This window comes from Bradyrhizobium sp. 76 (assembly GCF_023073025.1).
Classification (GTDB): Bacteria; Pseudomonadota; Alphaproteobacteria; order Rhizobiales; family Xanthobacteraceae; genus Bradyrhizobium.
Genome location: NZ_JADPIS010000053.1, coordinates 1 through 17474 on the forward strand (window position 1 = coordinate 1; position 17474 = coordinate 17474).

Below are 17474 nucleotides of genomic sequence, written 5' to 3' on the forward strand. Positions count from 1 at the left end.
AGACGGCCCATCATGGATCGACCTCGCCGAGATTCGCGTCAACACAACGGAATCACGCTTCGTGACTTGTCTCAACCGACTTTTGCAACAAAATCGGCCATATGCAGACATCGGACCTCGCTGCTTCTGCAACAGCCTTGGGCTGGCGGCGGCTCCTATAGTCGCTGCGAACTTCGCAGACACTAGCGCGCCCAGACCCGCTTGCGGCTCGACTGCTCTCGTATGCAAGCAGAGCGAGTTAATCGCAGACTTCGCTTTGCCGTCCCAAGTTAGCAGAGTACATGCCTGATGTACCCGCGCCTACAGCGCCAGTGTGTTGCGCGATCCGGCACCCCGCACGGACTGGCCGACAGCCAGCTTGGTTACAGATTATCTGACCATTCGTCTGCGGCTTGGTTGGTGCTGTTTCAGACTGCTTGCGTTCTACGTCCCGCTTTTTGGCATCCTCGCGGGTCGCTAAAGGCTTCTTGTCTTGGACTTTCTCACATTCGTTATCATCATTGATACGATAGCCAACGCGGCAGGCGATCTTGGTGCAGGTGTCGCCATCCGCTCTGAAGCCGCGATCACAGACAAGCGGGCAGACCCGTCCGGGCTTGGCCTTGATCGCATCGAGAGCGTCGAAGCTCGCGAGCTTGGAGTCGAATTTCGTGCCAGCATACTTGTTGAAGTTGGAAAGCGACCGCTGCGACGCTGCATTCCATTCGCCATCCGCAGCGGCAGAGAGACAACCGACCCGGCGCAGCTCCGACTGCATCAGCTTCGCTGCTTCCTGTGGTGATAGGCTCGGGTGCGACGAGGTTGGAGCAATGACTGCGACCTTCTGCTCGCCACCGTCGTTCGCCTTTTTCTCGGCAGACTGTTTAGCAGCGAGTTCGGCAGCGGCCTTGTCACTGGCGATCTTGTCCGCAAGCGCCTTTTCGGCGGTCTGCTTATCGGCGAGCGCTTTGGCAGCGGCGGCTTCAGCTTCCTTTCTCCGCTGCTCGGCGGCGGCGGCTTTGGTCTCCTCAAGCTGCTTGGCCTTCTCGGCAGCGAGCCGCGCATCCTCAGCAGCCTTGGCGGTGGCTGCGGCTTTGTCCTGCTCGGTCTTCTTTGCACGGTCAGAGACAAGCCGTGCCTTGTCCTCCTCGGCCTGACGAGCCTTCTCGACTGCCGCTGCGCGAACTTCCTCCGCCGCGATCTTGTTGAGTTGCCCTTTCGCCAACCCCGCATAGAAGCCATCCGGGTATTGAGCGAGGAAGACGTCCCAGCCATCTCGGGTGCCGAGTTGCAGGGCAAGCTCATAGTTGCGACGAATGGCATCATCAGGACTGGCCTGGGGGCCGGTTGCTGTCGGCTTAGCAGCAACCAGCGCCACATCATCACCACCTAGCGAACCGTAGACATACGGTTCCTGCTTGTAGCTTGTATTCTTCAACACATCGTCGCGGACGAAGCCGAATGCCTTGCGCAGATCGAGACCCGGCGTGGGTAACCGCTCTACAAGCGCTGCGGCAAAGGGGCTGTTCTTTGAGTCGCCATCCGACGCGGTAGAGCCTGCCTTCGCCGCGAACGCTATCATCGTGTTCGGACTGCTCGGCTCGACCTTCGCGAGGCCTCGACCAATGGCACGGGCAGCAACCGTCCTTTTCATGGTCTTGGAAAAGGGATTGTCGCGACAGGCGTCGAGGATAATCAATCGAAGCTGCTTGGCGGGCTCGACGGCGAACAGCGCCCGATCTAGCGCCACGGTCTCGTCGAGGACGTCGCTATCAGTTTCGAGAGCCGCGTCAGTCGGGATGAGGTAGTTGGTGCCGTCAAGTTCGATACCGTGACCGGCGTAGTAGATGACAGCAACCTCAGCATCTCGCGCGCGACCGCCGAAGTCACGCAACGCCTTGCGCATCTCAGATGCATTGAGATCGGTCCTGATGTCGATCCAGTCGAACCCCGACTTCTTGAACATCCCTCCGACCGAGGCGGCATCGTTCGCAGGGTTGGAGAGCTTGGGTACACTCTTGTAAGCCGAGTTACCCATCACCAGCGCGACGCGCCGCTCGGCATGTGCCGGAGCTGCGCCAAGCGAGATCGCAAAAACCAATAAAATCAAAAACCGAAGCGCGCCCACTTGAAGCCCCAAATCACAATTACGAGCAGAGTATTCGCAGGCTGCCAGAAGGCAAGCGGCCGGTGTGTGACTCTGGTCACGTTACAATCGGCATCCGCGACCTCAGGCAAGGCGGCCGGAGGTCTGTAATGGGTCAATCGCGCCGGTCCGGATAGGTCAAACCTGCGTCCTGTTTTCCCCCCAACGACCGACCTACAGGAGTCGAGCGGAGTTCGTCGCGATGGGCCAATAGGCGACAACAGCCGGACATCTAACTAGTATTTTGGTATGGTGGCCGGGCTAACGTAAGCGGGCGCGAGCTGGGAATTGCAGGCCAATGGTGCAGGACCAACCAAGCCGGGTTGGACGTCGATTGGTGGCGATATTGGCCGCTGACGTGGCCGGTTATTCTCGGCTGATGCACGACGACGAGGAAGCCACGCATTCCAAGCTGACCGCGCTGCTGGCCGACGTTGCCCAACCCGCTATTGCGGAGCACGGCGGTCGCATGGTGAAAAATACTGGTGACGGGTTCTTGGCGGAATTTACGAGCGCGGTCGACGCAGTTCGAGCTGCGTTGCAATTCCAAAGCCTCATCAAGGAACTTACAATCGGTGATGCTGAGGACAAACGCATTGCGTTTCGTGTGAGGATCAACATCGGCGACGTGATCGTCGAGGCCGATGACATCTTCGGGGATGGCGTCAATATCGCGGCTCGACTTGAGAGCATCGCCGAACCGGGCGGCATCTGCATCTCGTCTTTCGCCTACGATCAGGTCCGAGGCAAGGTCGGGGTCGAGTTCGCCGATCTGGGCCTGCAGAACCTCAAAAACATCGCCCGCCCGGTCCGGACCTATGCAGTGGTCCGGGATGGACTTGGCCCGGCGAAGGGCGGCAGCACGACACCGAGCCCATCTTCAGCTCCACGCTTGTCCATGGTGGTGCTGCCCTTCACGAACACTGGCGGCGACCCCGAGCAGGACTATTTCGCCGATGGTGTGACTGAGAGCCTCACGACGGACTTGTCGCGCATCAGCGGCTCATTTGTCATTGCCCGCAATACGGCTTTCACCTTCAAGGGCAGGGCCATCGACGTGAAGCAGGTCGGGCGCGAGTTGAACGTCCGATATGTGCTTGAAGGCTCGGTGCAGCGTAGCGGCAACCGGCTTCGGGTAAATGTGCAGCTGATCGACGCCGAAACCGGCAATCACATATGGGCCGAACGTTTCGATAAACCCGTCACCGACCTTTTTGATATGCAGGACGAAATCGTAGCGAGGCTCGCCAACACGCTGGATGCGCAGCTCATTGCTGCCGAGGCGCTACGGGCGGAACGCTCGCTGCGTCCCGATACGGTTGACCTAATTTTTCAGGGTGTCGCTTGCGTGTATCGGGGTACGACCCAAGTACACATGTTGCAGGCCCGTGGCTTCCTTGATTGCGCCTTGGCACTTGAGCCGACAAACCTCCATGCAATGCTCGCCGTTGCGGTCGTTGATGTTACGAGCGCTGGCTCCTTTATAACTGATGACCGCGCCGCACGTTTTGCGGCAGCCGAGGCGACTTTGACAAAGGTTCTTTCACGCGCTCCCGGCAACGCCCTGGCCCACATGCTTCTGGGCGTCGTCCAAATGTTCACAAACCGAGCGGCCCAAGGGGTCGCTGAATGCGAACGGGCATTGACGCTGGATCGTAATTTGGCAGACGCTCATGGCAGCATCGGTATGGCCAAGTTTTTTATGGGCCGCGGCGCCGAGACTGAGGCCCACATACAGGAAGCCCTCCGCCTCTCTCCGCAGGATATCTTTGCCTATCGGTGGCTGCATGTTGTCGGTGTTGCTAAGATACAGATTGGCGCCGACGCTGAAGCCGTTTTGTGGCTGCGCCGAAGTAACGAGGCGAACCGCAATTTCCCTATCGCGAATTTTGCGCTCGCTTCCGCCCTAGCGCAGATCGGCGCGCTGGATCAAGCCCGCGGGGCGGCACACGCCGGACTTGAGCTCGACCCGACTTTCACTATCCGTCGGATGCGCGGCAGTGCATCGAGCGATAATCCGACCTACATTGCCGGACGCGAGCGCCTCTTTGAAGGCATGCGGTTGGCCGGAGTGCCTGAGGGGTGACGTCGGAGATGGGTCACAAGCGGGGGTTCTGCTCGGCCGAGCTATGTCCGGTTAACCCCAGCGAGCCAACCCCCGGATAGGCCGTGCGGTCTTCCGCAACGGGCCAACACCCGACTTGCCAATGGCCGCGAGCGACACTCGGCATGGATGGTCTGTATCTGTCAAAGAAGATGACATGGAGGTTGGCGACGCCTGCTTCGACAGGAAGGGCGTTCACCAGAAATCAATCGGCCGCGCCGGGCCTGCGGTCTGTCAGCTCCTTCAAATGGAATGCCACTTCGCGAGCTGAATATGGCTTTGGCAGAAAGCGGCCTCCATGCGGAAGCTGGTAGCCTTCAGCTCGCGCATGGGCCGAGGTGGCGAGAATTTTGACCGGCGGCCATCGATCCCGGACGAAGTGCGCAAGCTTCACCCCATCCATTGAACCAGGCATATGGATGTCGGTGAAGAGGACGTGAATGTCCGGCCGCGCTTCAAGTATGGCAATAGCTTCGTCGGCATTGGCCGCTTCGAGCGTAGCAAACCCGGCCGCTTCGATCATTTCGATTGCGTCCAGGCGGATAAGCGACACATCCTTAAAGGAGCCGAGGCCGCGCCACCGCTCCTTGCCGTCTATCCAATATCGGTAGCTCCAGCTCTTCAATATCGGTCCGTTGACGATCAAGTAGAGACCCCCGCCGTCGGCATATTTGCCGGGCTTGCTTTGGCGCTCTACGTCAAGTGGTTTCAGCCCTTCCAGCCATTGTTCCTCCAGGAAAACCGTCCTCCGAACCCACGGTCTAACGCTACGGTCAGCGTCCCGATTAGGGAGAACACCGACGAACTGCGAAGTACAGTCCTTCGACGCAAGTTACTGATTTCGCTGTGGAGTTCGAACGACTACGAACAGAGGAGAACAATATACTGGCGAAAGGGGTGACATCTGCGGACTATCCCCAGAGAGGCCACAAGATTAGCGCCCACAAGGCCAAGCTTATGGGCATCCCGATTAAAATTCCGCGAAAGCAATCCATTGGGCATCATTGCTGATGCCGGACTGAGAAATCGTTAATCAGAAAGCAGGCCATCGTGGGGATCTACTAGGCGCGCGTTGGGCGCCGATTGTGTGGGCTTGATCACCGAGAGCTTCGGCCTGGCTGATGGCATAGGTGGACAATCGGTGTGTGCTGCCCCGCCACTGAAGACCTACCGGCCGCCTACGCCTCGACGTGCATGCCCTGGCTAAGAGTTCAAAGGCCGCCCAGTTCGCGGAGCGAGCGCAGCGAATGTTGACGCGGACGCTTTAACCACTCCGAGAGTGTAAGAGCTCAGCGGAGTTCGCCCGGCCTAGTCTGAACAAACCGAGAGTGGTTTAGCATCGACAAAACGAGGCTGGTCGCGGCCGCTCTTCTTACTTGAAGGGATCCTGAATCGACGACGTTGATTGTCTGATACGACGCACGCTCACCGGAGTGCCGTCTGACACGAACAGCAGCTCGTACTTCCGGCCTTGGCTGTCAGTCGCCGAGCAGGTGACATCCGTTACCTTTTTCGCAGCGAAATTGCCGGTCTGCCGGCAAAAGCCCGTCGAGTTGTGCTCCACGGGCACCGGCAGGCCGTCGATCTTTGGGCGGTCCTTAGAATTGAGCAGCATGCGGTCAATCGGCAGCTCGTAGGAATTGTCGTCGGCCCGCTTGCCGTTCTCCCCGGAGAACCATACCACGTGATGCTTATCATTGGGGTCATCCACGGCGACTGCGAAATTGACCCGGCCCTTGTCACCATGGGCGTACGCCACGGTCTTACAGCCAAAGCTGCGACCAGCGAGCTTCAGCGTCTTGCACTCACCGGACATCAGAGCCAGCAGATCAACAAAGGCGTTTGATCCAGCCATGCCGGACAAGCTCAACGGCTTCTGCTCTGCAGGAGATTGAGCAAAGCAGGGAACCAGGAAGATCACCGAAACCATCGCCGTCGAAATTGAAAAGTTCGCCATATCTTGCTTTTCAGAATACTATTTTGCCGATTTTGGCTCCACTCAAGCCAGGTCAGTATAGCTCAACAGTTCGCAAGAGCTCGGCGTCATACATCCCTTTGGCGGTTTACCTTAATGCCTGAACTGGCACCAGATCCTAAATTCTTCTTTGCCGCGACGCGTCGATATTGGATGGCCAATTCCTATACAGGCTTGGGGCAAACGGAACAGAGTCCGCGCAGCATCAGGTTCGCTGTCGAGACGGGTGGCTGGAGCGGCATGCGAGCGGCGCGTACTACTCGCCGACATTCTCTAGTGGGTCGCAACCCGCCTGACTTCCCCTATCTGAATGCGCATTAGCAGAATCCGCAGGGACCGGGACTGGATCCACCACGGGAAGCACAAAGCGCTAGTGAACCGTCACATGGAGCTCGTCATCGATGCCGAGCGGTACCTAGGCATCGACGGATCGCCGACCTTAGATCTCTGGCTCTCGCAAGCGTACCGCTGCCGCTCGCGACACTTCCTTATGAATGAGCGACACAATCCGATGTTCGTTCTGGAAGGATAGCCGCGCCCCTCAAGAGTTGAGCCAGCCAAAACTGCTTCGGTCGAAAAAGGTCGATAAGAATTAGGATCGGGACGACTTATATTTCATGTGCCCCAGCCTGAAGACTTTCGGTCACATAACGTCTTTAGTATCGGCAACGAAACAGGACAAAACCGTCAGTACGCAGCAAAACTAACGGCCACTTTGCAGAGCATCCGTTAAAGTGTGCAAACGTGCATCCTGAATCTGCTGAGTCGCCATCCACCGCTCAATGTTGCAAATTTGCAACCCTGTCGCGGCGCAAGTGGTGTAGAAAGCTCGCTCGTGGGGATGGATCATGTTTGATGTCTACATCAACGGCAAGCGCGAATTTCTAGTCGTGAGCAACGGATCAAAGACATTTACTTCAGGCCAAGCAGTGAAGTGGAAAAAGAGCAAGAAGCGCATCAAAACTGTCAGTGCCGAGATCAGATCAGCCGTCGAAAGCCAAGGATTTTACCTAAGACGGCTTAATGGAAAACAAGGCAGCATCGCCTCCGGTCCCGAGCAAGCCCCGTAAGGCGCCCTCCACAGGATAACCCACTAGACCAGTCCGTGAGCGCCTCAGGGAAGGAGCCCGAGAATAGAAGCTTTTCCGCAGCTCGGAGTACGCGGTGGCCTCGCCCGCGTGGCCTAGGATGCTATCATTTTAGCCGCTGCGTAGCGCCACGCGTACCAGGTTCTTCTCTCGTAGGGTCCCTCTCTAGCCCCTTCGACCTCGAGCGCAACAACCTTAGAGAGAAAGCCGACCATCTCGCCTAAAGGATTCGCATTAGGTCTTTCTCCAGGGACCTCCACCGCTGCCGGGACGCGACCAATAGACCCCTTGAACGAGGCAGCCAATTATGTTGCCTCGACCCTGAGGTCGATATCTTAGCCGTCCATTAGTTGATAGCCTGACAAAGTACTCTTAGTGCCGGCCCTCGGAGACATTCGCGCTTATGATTGGGGAGCAGCGTCACCGAGAGCTGGCCACATATTTTACTTGGTTCATTTATCCGGCTATTTTTGCCCCTCGCATTGGTCGGGGTCGCCTTCGCGTTTCAGGCATACACGGCCGCTTGATTAGCTGAGCTCCTATAATGTCTCACTTTATGATGGATTGCTATTTCCCGGATGTGACCAGGGTCGGGGGGGTAACTTGCGACTCCGTCCCGATCAAGGCTCTCAATGAACATGAAGCGATTGAGGAAGCGAAACGGGCTGCGGTTCGGAAAAAACCGATCCGGTTTAGCGTTCGCTTAGTTAGCAACGCTGGCGATCGAACAATTTTTGAAACGTAAACCCCGCCGGAGTGATGTTCGTAGGGCGTTGCTTAGGATTCCGCCTCCTCGTCCCTGGGATAACCGAAATTGCGCACCCAAGCGCCTGACTCTCATGCCGATCGGAACTTTCCTCAGGACGGCCCTTCATCTCCGCGATCCCACTCATCCTGTTCTCGGTCGCTCACGTCAACCACGTCGGACCGTTAACTCCGCCCAGCGAAGATTAGTGCTCTCGGTTTGGTCCGGGGCGGCGTCACGTTCGAAGATGGTCGCTCCCGTGGGGGCGAGCCGACCACCATCGAGCTTTGATTGCTGGTCGCAACCACCCTTCGATCAATGCTCGAACAGGTGGGCGAGCAAGAGCTGGCTGGGAGGAAACGACAAGTCAGACAGAGGTAGTGCAGCAGTGCGAACGACGAGCAACTTGCCCGCTCATATCTTGGTAGTTCCATTGCTGGACCTGGCGGTTCGCTCACGGTGTGCGCCGCCCCACTCGCTCGGATCGCTTGCCGGCACCGTTCATAGAGGGCTTCTTACTATCCAACCCGTCGTACGAGCACTGCGCGCGAAAGAGCGAGGCTCCCTCGATACGACGCCTGTTTCTGGTTTAACCTGGTGCTTCCGCATCAAGCTTAATGCGCAACTCCGATAGCGCTTGCGCGCTGAGCTCGTATAGCTTTGCAGCGCCGGTTATTTTCAAACCCGAGCTCGGTTGTCAATTGGCGAAGCCGCGCCCAATGATTTAGTGGCGACTGTTTTGTTGTGGCTATGGAGATGCAGTATGCAGCTGCCAGCACCAGAAAAGCCCTTGTTTCATGTCATCTGCGTCAATTGCGATGGCATTAGCGTCGCTTTTGACTATCGGGAAGATGCACCGTCACAGACAATCATCAAGTGCCGCCTTTGTGGAGCGCCGCGAGGGTCTCTGGGAGATCTTCGTAAAGCCGCGGTAAGTGCAAGTATCGACTAAGCGAATATAACACGACTGAGGCTCTTGCTGTTGTCTTGCCATTCTTGGGATGGCTATCTTTTGAGGTCAGACCTTTGACGAATTTCGGACGCGGCCCAAGGCCCGCGGGGGGGGGCCCGACTAAACTCGCACCTCGGCTGGCCGAACGCAGGCGCTCGTCGATATTTGCTCCTCTGCCTACTCGCACAGTTTGGCCGCATCCAACGTGAGAGGTTGTCGTGCTCAGGCGGGACCACCTCACGCCGTGAGCAGCAGCTGAACTAGCTGATCGTCGACAAAGGCTTTGGAAAAAGACCGAAGAAGTTCAAGATGCAGATCGCGAGCACTCGACCGGGTGATCGCTCACGAACCTGATCTGAATACAAAAACGACGAAATGGCATAGCAGATTGCGGGATAATTCAAGCCGGGTACAAAGCAATTCTCATTCTGTGAAAATAATCGCAAAGGTTGAAGTTGCCGCCAACATACGGTAGCTTCAATCTAGAGCGCCTACATCCGGCTTTTCTAAAATCCCGCCAGCTGGTCAGCCATTGCATTTAGAAACGTCCCACCGCTGATCGACACTCTCCTCGATGCCGTTGGACAGTAAAGTTCCACAAATGAGTCTCGAGTCCGCTCGCAAATCAAACCGGCGAGTAAATGGTACTTGTGCATCAAGCAAATTTCTAAATGCCTGTCGAATATCGGCCGGTCACGCACGAAAGGTGCTGAAGTGGGTGCGCCATTGCGACGCCGCAATGGATTGGTCAGCGCCTCGAGCTCTGTTTTGCCAAAGCTAACCTTACGCCGCCCGCGAAGCAGTATTCGCTGATCTCAGCTGGTATTCGAGCGTTGCAATTGTATCCAGCAGATTGCCGCGGCGTCCGCGCAGGGCGCGCGCGAGCATCGAATAACCTTCATTGTAAACATCTGAGATCGCTGTCCGCCGTTCCTCCTCCTCGATGTCGGCAGACATCAATTCGGCACGCCGCTTTAATTCAGCGACAAGATCTTCTAGCTTCGCGGAGACTCGGATACCAATTTGAGACATGTGCTTCATGAACTGCTCCAGAGTGAAACGGCTTCGACCTATGTGCCAAGCGTGTCGCAATTCAGATGCCAGGGCGCGCCACCCCGCCCGCCGCTTGCCTTTTAACGTTAAGCGCTGAGGTTAACGTTCAGATGCCTTTGCCTCTCCGGGAAGAGGGTCTACTTCTGATCGCATGATAAAAAATGCTGGGAAAACGGACATGCGTATGCGCCAGCTGTTTGTCGCAATGATCCTGTGCGTGCTCGGCATCGGGTTGCTGGCGTAGCTGGCTGCGCTTTACTGGTTAGGCATGCCGCTTTCCTCTGGCTGCTCCAGCGAGGCTCGCATTGCCGGCGTTGGCCGATCCGCTACAGCAAGAATTCTCAATGCAAAAAACAGCGCGTTGCTGATCAGCCAGACCAGGATCCAGGACCCCACACCCATGTCATAGTCCCCCCTGCGCGATGCGCAGGAATGAAGTTACTTTACTTTGAGGCGATTCTGTGTGGGTCGGGTTGTAGGAGCTGCGCACATTCACAAGAAAAACGAATGAATACCGATTTTCCGTAGTTTTACGGAACGGAGAACGGGGTACACGCTGCTGCCGGCATTCCCAGGATACCACTAAAGTCAAGCTAGCCCGGTCCTGCAGATTTGTGCACCGGGGATGCATCTTTGTGAAGCTCCTCATAGTTTTTATCCGCTGAGCGTAGGAAGATGTAGTTGTTGGTCAGGGGGCGTCATGGATGAAGAGTTTTGCAGAGAGCGTCTTCGCGTCGTGCGCGACCTCGCGGCCAAAGCGGACCCGTTCGTCAAAAGGCGACTGCTTCAACTTGCGCAGCACTACGAGCGAAGAATCTCGATTGCTCGAGGAGTCACCCGGCACGGACGTGGATTCGAGGAGCGCGGTATCAATCTCTGGTGATTTAGACTCGCCCCCAAGTGAAGCGAAGACCGGGACCTAGCGACTGCGTCCGAGAACCTGGAGTTGCGAAATTGGTCTCAGCCCTGCGAGGGGATCGTCATCAATGACTGAGCTGGAGCTTCACCATGCCTAATGATCGCCCAATGGAATAGCCTGGGATCCATTTGGTCGAGAGGTTATAACGAGCCGCGTAGAGCGATACGCAGTTTCAAGAAGCAACTTGGGAGGGATCGTGAGGAATGCTGCTGCCGTTCAGCGGTTCCAACTATGCTTATCGCGCGGGTTGATGCTCTTGTCGTGACATCAACTAAAGTTGGCCGCGAAGTTCACGCTCCTGCCGTTGCTGACGAACCTTTCGCAAGGTATCATCTAGAAATTGTTGGTCCCGATTTTTTTGAGGCGTGTCGCAAATGAAGTCGTCGTCGGAAACCGCGGACTATTGCTCGCGATGCGGCGCAGACCTGCAGATCGTGTCCTTGAAGTTTACTTGGCGTGGTGTTGAGACTAGGGCAGCTTGTCCCGAGTGCACGACGATTGCGTCAGCGGGCAATAAGCTCTTTACAATGCTTCAGCCAAGACTTCCGATTGCACAAGAGCAGGAAAGCAAAGGGAAACGCGCGTTGCTTCCTGAAACGCGCGGCATTCCTAGCCGGCAGTTCTAGCCCTGCTTCATTCGGAAATGCTGGTGGTTGAATCGAACCGCCGAAGGCCAGGCAGCACTGCAAAAGGAGAAGTCGAGCCTTCCTTCCGCGCCCCTTACTAACGATGGGCCGCCGGGATCGAACCGGGCACCGGCGCAATTTATCTCACCGACTGCTCGCCCACGCTTCGTGGGGAATGGATCCCGACTTATGGGGCTGCTCGAGCAATACTGCCGGTCTCCTCATCCGTGCTGCGCCGTACTGATCGCAGCCTCAGCCGATGTGCCTCCTGATTCGCGGGAGATCCGCGCCACACTCTTACCTGAGGGTAGCGCAGAAGCTCGCCGTCCTAATGTTATGAGCTATCAAACTAAGAGTACATCTTGGTAGCTAATTAGCATCCCCGTTCCGTGGTCAGCGCCGGCTTGGAACCCCGCTGGGTTATAATAACCTGATAAGGCAATATTGGCGGAGTGCGTTGCATCCGTGATGCTTAATACACCTCCGCTGCGATCTGCATTGGGTGAGTAAATTAGCGTTGTGCCCTTGGCAAAGCTGAAATCCAATACGTCCAAATGATTGTTTGCAGTCATTCCTGATATGGTCCCCGAGAAATCAAAGCCGTGGTCAAGCACGAGTGTCCCAGCAGACCCCGCAGCGAAGGTGGTGTTCTCGGTAGAAGTAGCAACGAATTCCAGCGTACCTAATCCGCTGATAAGAGCCGATCCGCCCCCAGCAACATTGCCTCGAAGAGTTATATCGCCGCCATTGGCCCACAAGACGCCTAAATTGGCGACATCGCTGTCAACGATGAGGCCACCGCTGCCGGTTGCCTCAAGCGTTCCTGAATTGGTGATGATGTTGGCGCCGGTATCGACAGTGAGGGAGTTCGCGCCGGTTGCGTCGATCGTCCCCTCGTTGATCAACGTTAGCTTTCCCGTCCCGATCTGGCCAGCTCCCGAGACAATATTGTCGATGTTGGTCAATGTCACGTCAGCGCTCGTGCCACTAATTACATTTTCTACACTGTCTGACAAGACGACCTGCCCGGCGCCCGTGAGCGCGATGCCGCCTTTGATGAGCTGCAGATCAGTCTCGCTGCCAGCGGAGTTTAATTCTATGGTACCGCTGTTCTGAACGAGCCCGCTCCACGGCAGCTTGGAACCGTCCCCGATTTGCATCGTTCCTGAATTTTCGGTCATTGGCGTTCGATTAAACTCGAACTCACTCGCCGTGACGGACGATGCGTGAACGCCACTTAATGTTATCGTCTCGTCCGCACCGATTTTGATCACGGCGTTACCGTTGGTATCGTCCGCGATGTTAGCTTGGATGTCGCTGAAGCTATCGATGTTACTGAAGCCCATTAAATCGATTCGGTCGGACGTGGGCTCAAAATTGTAGATGATGTCATTGCCGATCGGCTGAGCGAATACGAATTGATCGCTGTTAGCTGTGCCTGTTAAGTGATCGTCTCCCGCGACGGCGAAAATTGGTGAGCCCACTGCATAGGCTTCGATGTTATCCGATACTACCGTCGAGCCCGCGCTTCCGTCTGAGTTCGTCCAGCTCTCGGCGACGAGTATGACGGTCGAACCGACAAAATTTACGTCCGGCGTTATCGTCAACGCCGAAAAATCGTTCGTCAACGCCGTCCAGGAACCATCCGCATTGTGCGTAGCGTCTCCCACTCTCCAATTGAGGGGAGATCCTGTAACAATCACTGTATTGTCGGCTGTTCCTTCCCGGTGCGTTAGCCCCAGGTTAATTGCGGATCCAGCCACCCCTGCCGGAGCTGTAGTAGTTTCGTTCAGTGTCACAGAAACCGTACGCGTCAAGGTGCCGGTTTGACCGTCGCTGATAGTTACATCGAATGTTTCGACCTTTGTATGGGAGTTTATGCTATCCAGGGCGGTTCTCGCGGTCTGGGCATTCGCACTGTAAGTCCAGACGAACTGGCCACCTGTCCCGGTTCCGGTGGTATCTGCAGCCTTCGTCAACAATAAAGTGCCGACCTCTGTACCGCCGCCGCTATAGATCACACTTTGTATAGTGTGGGTGTCGCTTAGATCCGAATCTGAAAAGTCGATCGTGCCCGTTGCTGTTAGGGAAGACGGACCGACTGCGCCATTGCGAACCGCAAATTCATCGACACCTACGATGCCGCTGTTGCCAGGCGTCGTCGGTAGGGCCAGTAGCGCCGCCTGGCTGCCGGATTGCGGCAATTCGAAAGAATGGATGCCGTCCCCAGCCGAATAGCCGGCACGCGCTGGGGTCCCACCAAGACCATTCGAACCGCCACTAGCACTACCAGTGGTCCATTGAATGTTTCCGTAGCGAAACTCGATATCGAAGTTGCCAGCCCCCTCGTTAATCAGCACAAGCTGGAATGAATCAGTTTTGTTCGCGCCCTGGTTGTAATACCCAACGTTGTCCCAGGTGATGGTCATCATGCCATCGGCAGTATCTAGGTCGTAGTAGACTGCGCCTGCGCCTCGGGTGTCGACATCCGCCCAGAATGGAGCAATGATCGGGTTGTTTAGGCCGGCAGAGATGGTCGTCGGGGTGAAAGTGCTGCTAGCGGCCCCGAAAGTGACATTGCCGTTATTGTTGACAAAAAGCCCAGTGTAGTGTGTGCCGAAAAAATCCAAACCTGCCAATCCGAATACCGCTGTAAAGTCGATTTTGCCTGAAGAGTTGTCGTCGCCGGCGGTTAGCGCCAGAGTTCCGAATCCTGTCTCGCCTGGCAGGCCGCTGATGAGGCCGGGGGCATTTAGCTGTGCCGCAACGCCAGGACTTAAGGTGTTGGTTCCAGTAGCCACAAATGGAACGCTGATTGTACCGCTGAGAACCGTTCCGGCTGCAGCAATCGGCACGTCGTTAATGCCGTGGATGGTGAAGCTGACGTTCTTAGTAGTGCCATCGAGCGCGCTGACAGTGAAGGTATCGACTTTGGTGTCGTTGGCCCCGAGGTACTGCACGGCGGCGTTGGCGACCGTGTAGGTGTAGGAACCGTTTGCCGCCAGCACTAGGGTGCCGAGATCGGCCGGATTGGTGGTCACCGTGGTTTGGAACGTTGCCTGGCCCTGGTCTCCGTCGAGGATTGAGATCGTGCCTGCGGCGACTAGATTACCCGCGGAGACATTGGTATCCTCGGTGACATTGGTATTTGTTGGGATGGCAATCACCGCCGCGTCGTTGGTGCCGAGGATGTTCACCGTCAGCAGATGCGTGGTGCCGTCCGCCGAGGCCACCGTCAGCGTGTCGGTGTAGGTCGTGCCGCCGACAAACTCGTTGTGCGCCGTGTCCGTCGTATAGGTCCAGGCCCCGGCCGCCGTGAGCGTGAACTTGCCGTAGCCGCCAGACCCTTCCACGCTGCTCTGGGCAACGAAGCTTGCCGCACTGTCGACATCGCTGATCGTCAGCGTCCCGCCCGTCGTCAGCACCGCGTTGGTTTCAGTCAGATTCTGGGTGTCGACGCCGGCAATCACCGCCGCGTCGTTGGTGCCGAGGATGTTCACCGTCAGCAGATGCGTGGTGCCGTCCGCCGAGGCCACCGTCAGCGTGTCGGTGTAGGTCGTGCCGCCGACAAACTCGTTGTGCGCCGTGTCCGTCGTATAGGTCCAGGCCCCGGCCGCCGTGAGCGTGAACTTGCCGTAGCCGCCAGACCCTTCCACGCTGCTCTGGGCAACGAAGCTTGCCGCACTGTCGACATCGCTGATCGTCAGCGTCCCGCCCGTCGTCAGCACCGCGTTGGTTTCAGTCAGATTCTGGGTGTCGACGCCGGCAATCACCTCAAGCGTGAACACAACCGGCGCGCTGGTGCCCAGATTGCCACCCAGATCGGAATCCACGGCTACTATGCTGTGGGTGCCTCCGCCCACTAGCGTGACATTTGCGGCCGCCCAAGTTCCATCAGCCCGCACGGTTGCGGTGCCTAGAGGAGTGGCTACGCCGTTGTGGGTGTCGACCAGTGTCACGGTTGAGCCCACCACGACCTCGCCGGTAGCGGCGACTACAGATCCGGAAATCGTTTGGGTCTGCTGGCCGGTGGCCCCGCCGGGAGTAGCGATCGTCACTGTGGGAGCCGGGCTATCGATCGTCAAAGTCGCGGTTTGATGAAACGTATCGGTTCCGGCCCTGCTGTCGAACCCAATTGTGACGATGACCTTTTCACCCAGCTTAAGGAACGTAAAGCTATGCGGATCGTAGCTGACCGCACCAGTTTGCGCGTCGATCGCAACGAGGCTTGCTAGATTGATGCCTACCGGAGTGTCCGATGGACCGGCAGCCGAGACGATGGACGCGGTACCGGGCACATAGGGCACGAGCTCATCTGCGGGCTGGCTATCGCTAATCTTTACGAAATCCGCAATTTTGAAGTGAGGCTGATCGACGATCGGAGCGACGTCAATCGTTTTTAGAACGGCAATAGTGACATTGATGGGCGTCGGAACGGGGTTGATCGCGTTGAGATTGTCCGGAAGGTTGACAGGGATCGGAACCACGACCGGCGTGCCAATTGGAAGAGTATCAAGCTTGATAGGCGACGTGTCGCCAGGTTTGCCCTCGGGCGGAGGATTGGCTGGAGTAGAACCAGGCGGTGAGGTGGACTTTGGATTTGTATTGTCTGCAGGTCCGGCTTGAAAGTACGCTTGAAAAGTTTGTCCGATGATTGCTTGGGCGGCTGGGGTCAGTGGCGGCGCCGCCGACGTCGAAACGTCCCCGGAAGGAGTTACTGCCGAAACCACACCTGCCGCGTTGACCTGACCGATCACAACATTGGGATTGACTAAGCTATAAAGAAGATAAGACCCAGTGTGGCCGTCCGGCTCGACCAGCACTTGAAATTTGACCGGCGGCGCGGCACCCTGGCCTGGGACGGTAAAGTCGATTTCAACCAGCACCGCCGTACCACGGATGCCCATGGTCGCTACTGGCGTGTTGACTTTCATGTCGCCGTGCTTAGCGGTCTCGCCGGCGACGAAAGTGATGGTGCCCGCGACCAGGCTAAGCAGCGAAGAATTGCTCGACCCATTGGGGTCGTAGACCATTTCGTTAAGCACCATCCTAGCATTCGACGAAAGGCCGAACACAGTGCCATCGATAAAGGTAATGCCGAGAGTCGAATCGGATCCGGACTGGACGACGTCGCCTTTATTGACGTTGTCGCCAGCGTTCAGAATGATTGAGACGCCGTTGCGTATCGCAGTCGCATTTCCGACTATCTTCGTAACATGACCAATGATCTTCGCGCTGTCTGGAGCGGCTGCGGCCTGGGCATACTCGACTTGGCCTAATAGGGCTTTGACGATGTCAGCAGTGAGGAGCGCCCCGTCGGGCGAGGCAAGCGACGTCCGTTGCTCCCCCCTGAAATAATCGGGCACGACCAGTTGATGGCCGTCTTTCGAGAGGATTAGATCTAAGCCCGCTCGCTTGTAGTCGCCGGTAAATAGCAGATGCGCGTCGGGAATCGTTACTGCGTTCCCGCCACTCTGCTGAGTTACTGACTCGACAGTGAGCGAGCTGCCAATGTGGGAAGGGGTCGACGAGCCTATTTCGCCAGCGAAATTCAACTGCGGACCCCAAAGTGGTTAAAAAAACATTAAATATGGTCGCCTATTAGCATTTTTTTACGGAAACAGGAAATGTTATATCCGCTCGTCCGCTGTTGCCTTTGCGGCAGCCGCGCTGACTAAATTTTTTCCCCTTTTGGACATTTTTAACTTAGACGCGCGGGAGCTATGCCCACTATTGGCTGCCCGGGGCGCCAAGCGGCTTCGGGTCTCCGGGTCGCAAGGAGCCCCTTTCCGGGGGGGGGACGCGACACCGCCGTCGCCGGAGATCGGCGAGACTGGAGGCGACCGCGATCGAGAACGCCACGGGACGGCGCTGTGTCCGGCCGAGT

Annotated in this window: 8 protein-coding genes; 3 read left to right on the top strand and 5 right to left on the bottom strand. The window is 57.0% G+C overall.

Features of this window, described 5'->3' with window-relative positions; translation table 11 throughout:
* Window positions 1-238: 238 nt before the first annotated feature.
* Window positions 239-2107 carry a caspase family protein gene (locus tag IVB48_RS12155; protein ID WP_247400116.1) on the bottom strand — a complete coding sequence of 623 codons (1869 nt, stop codon included), beginning with the start codon at window positions 2105-2107 and terminating at the stop codon, window positions 239-241.
* A 316-nt stretch (window positions 2108-2423) separates the two neighbouring features.
* On the opposite strand from IVB48_RS12155, the gene IVB48_RS12160 reads away from it, so the two are divergent.
* Complete coding sequence (locus IVB48_RS12160; protein ID WP_247400118.1) at window positions 2424-4211, top strand: adenylate/guanylate cyclase domain-containing protein; 1788 nt, start codon at window positions 2424-2426, stop codon at window positions 4209-4211.
* A gap of 223 nt (window positions 4212-4434) precedes the next feature.
* Here the strand turns inward: IVB48_RS12160 and IVB48_RS41330 are convergent, their stop codons facing one another.
* On the bottom strand, window positions 4435-4965 hold the full coding sequence (locus IVB48_RS41330) for a response regulator (RefSeq protein WP_346658983.1): 531 nt from the start codon (window positions 4963-4965) through the stop codon (window positions 4435-4437).
* A gap of 636 nt (window positions 4966-5601) precedes the next feature.
* Complete coding sequence (locus IVB48_RS12170) at window positions 5602-6186, bottom strand: hypothetical protein (RefSeq protein WP_247400119.1); 585 nt, start codon at window positions 6184-6186, stop codon at window positions 5602-5604.
* Between the two features lie 866 nt (window positions 6187-7052).
* Here IVB48_RS12170 and IVB48_RS12175 point away from each other — a divergent pair.
* The gene (locus IVB48_RS12175; RefSeq protein ID WP_247400120.1) at window positions 7053-7274 is read left to right on the top strand and encodes a hypothetical protein; all 222 of its coding nucleotides are present in this window, start codon (window positions 7053-7055) and stop codon (window positions 7272-7274) included.
* A gap of 2498 nt (window positions 7275-9772) precedes the next feature.
* Here the strand turns inward: IVB48_RS12175 and IVB48_RS12180 are convergent.
* Window positions 9773-10030, bottom strand: coding sequence for a hypothetical protein (locus tag IVB48_RS12180; RefSeq protein ID WP_247400121.1), 258 nt, complete (start codon window positions 10028-10030; stop codon window positions 9773-9775).
* 712 nt (window positions 10031-10742) lie between these two features.
* On the opposite strand from IVB48_RS12180, the gene IVB48_RS12185 reads away from it, so the two are divergent.
* Window positions 10743-10925, top strand: a complete 183-nt coding sequence (locus tag IVB48_RS12185) for a hypothetical protein (RefSeq protein WP_247400122.1) — start codon at window positions 10743-10745, stop codon at window positions 10923-10925.
* A gap of 1006 nt (window positions 10926-11931) precedes the next feature.
* On the opposite strand, the gene IVB48_RS12190 is transcribed toward IVB48_RS12185, so the two are convergent.
* Window positions 11932-17142, bottom strand: coding sequence for a VCBS domain-containing protein (locus IVB48_RS12190; protein WP_247400123.1), 5211 nt, complete (start codon window positions 17140-17142; stop codon window positions 11932-11934).
* Window positions 17143-17474: the final 332 nt, after the last annotated feature.

Excerpts from the sequence above, each read along its gene's own strand:
- IVB48_RS12160 (WP_247400118.1), top strand. The coding sequence starts at position 2,424 with ATGGTGCAGGACCAACCAAGCCGGGTTGGACGTCGATTGGTGGCGATA.
- IVB48_RS12170 (WP_247400119.1), bottom strand. The coding sequence starts at position 6,186 with ATGGCGAACTTTTCAATTTCGACGGCGATGGTTTCGGTGATCTTCCTG.
- IVB48_RS12175 (WP_247400120.1), top strand. The coding sequence starts at position 7,053 with ATGTTTGATGTCTACATCAACGGCAAGCGCGAATTTCTAGTCGTGAGC.
- IVB48_RS12180 (WP_247400121.1), bottom strand. The coding sequence starts at position 10,030 with ATGAAGCACATGTCTCAAATTGGTATCCGAGTCTCCGCGAAGCTAGAA.
- IVB48_RS12185 (WP_247400122.1), top strand. The coding sequence starts at position 10,743 with ATGGATGAAGAGTTTTGCAGAGAGCGTCTTCGCGTCGTGCGCGACCTC.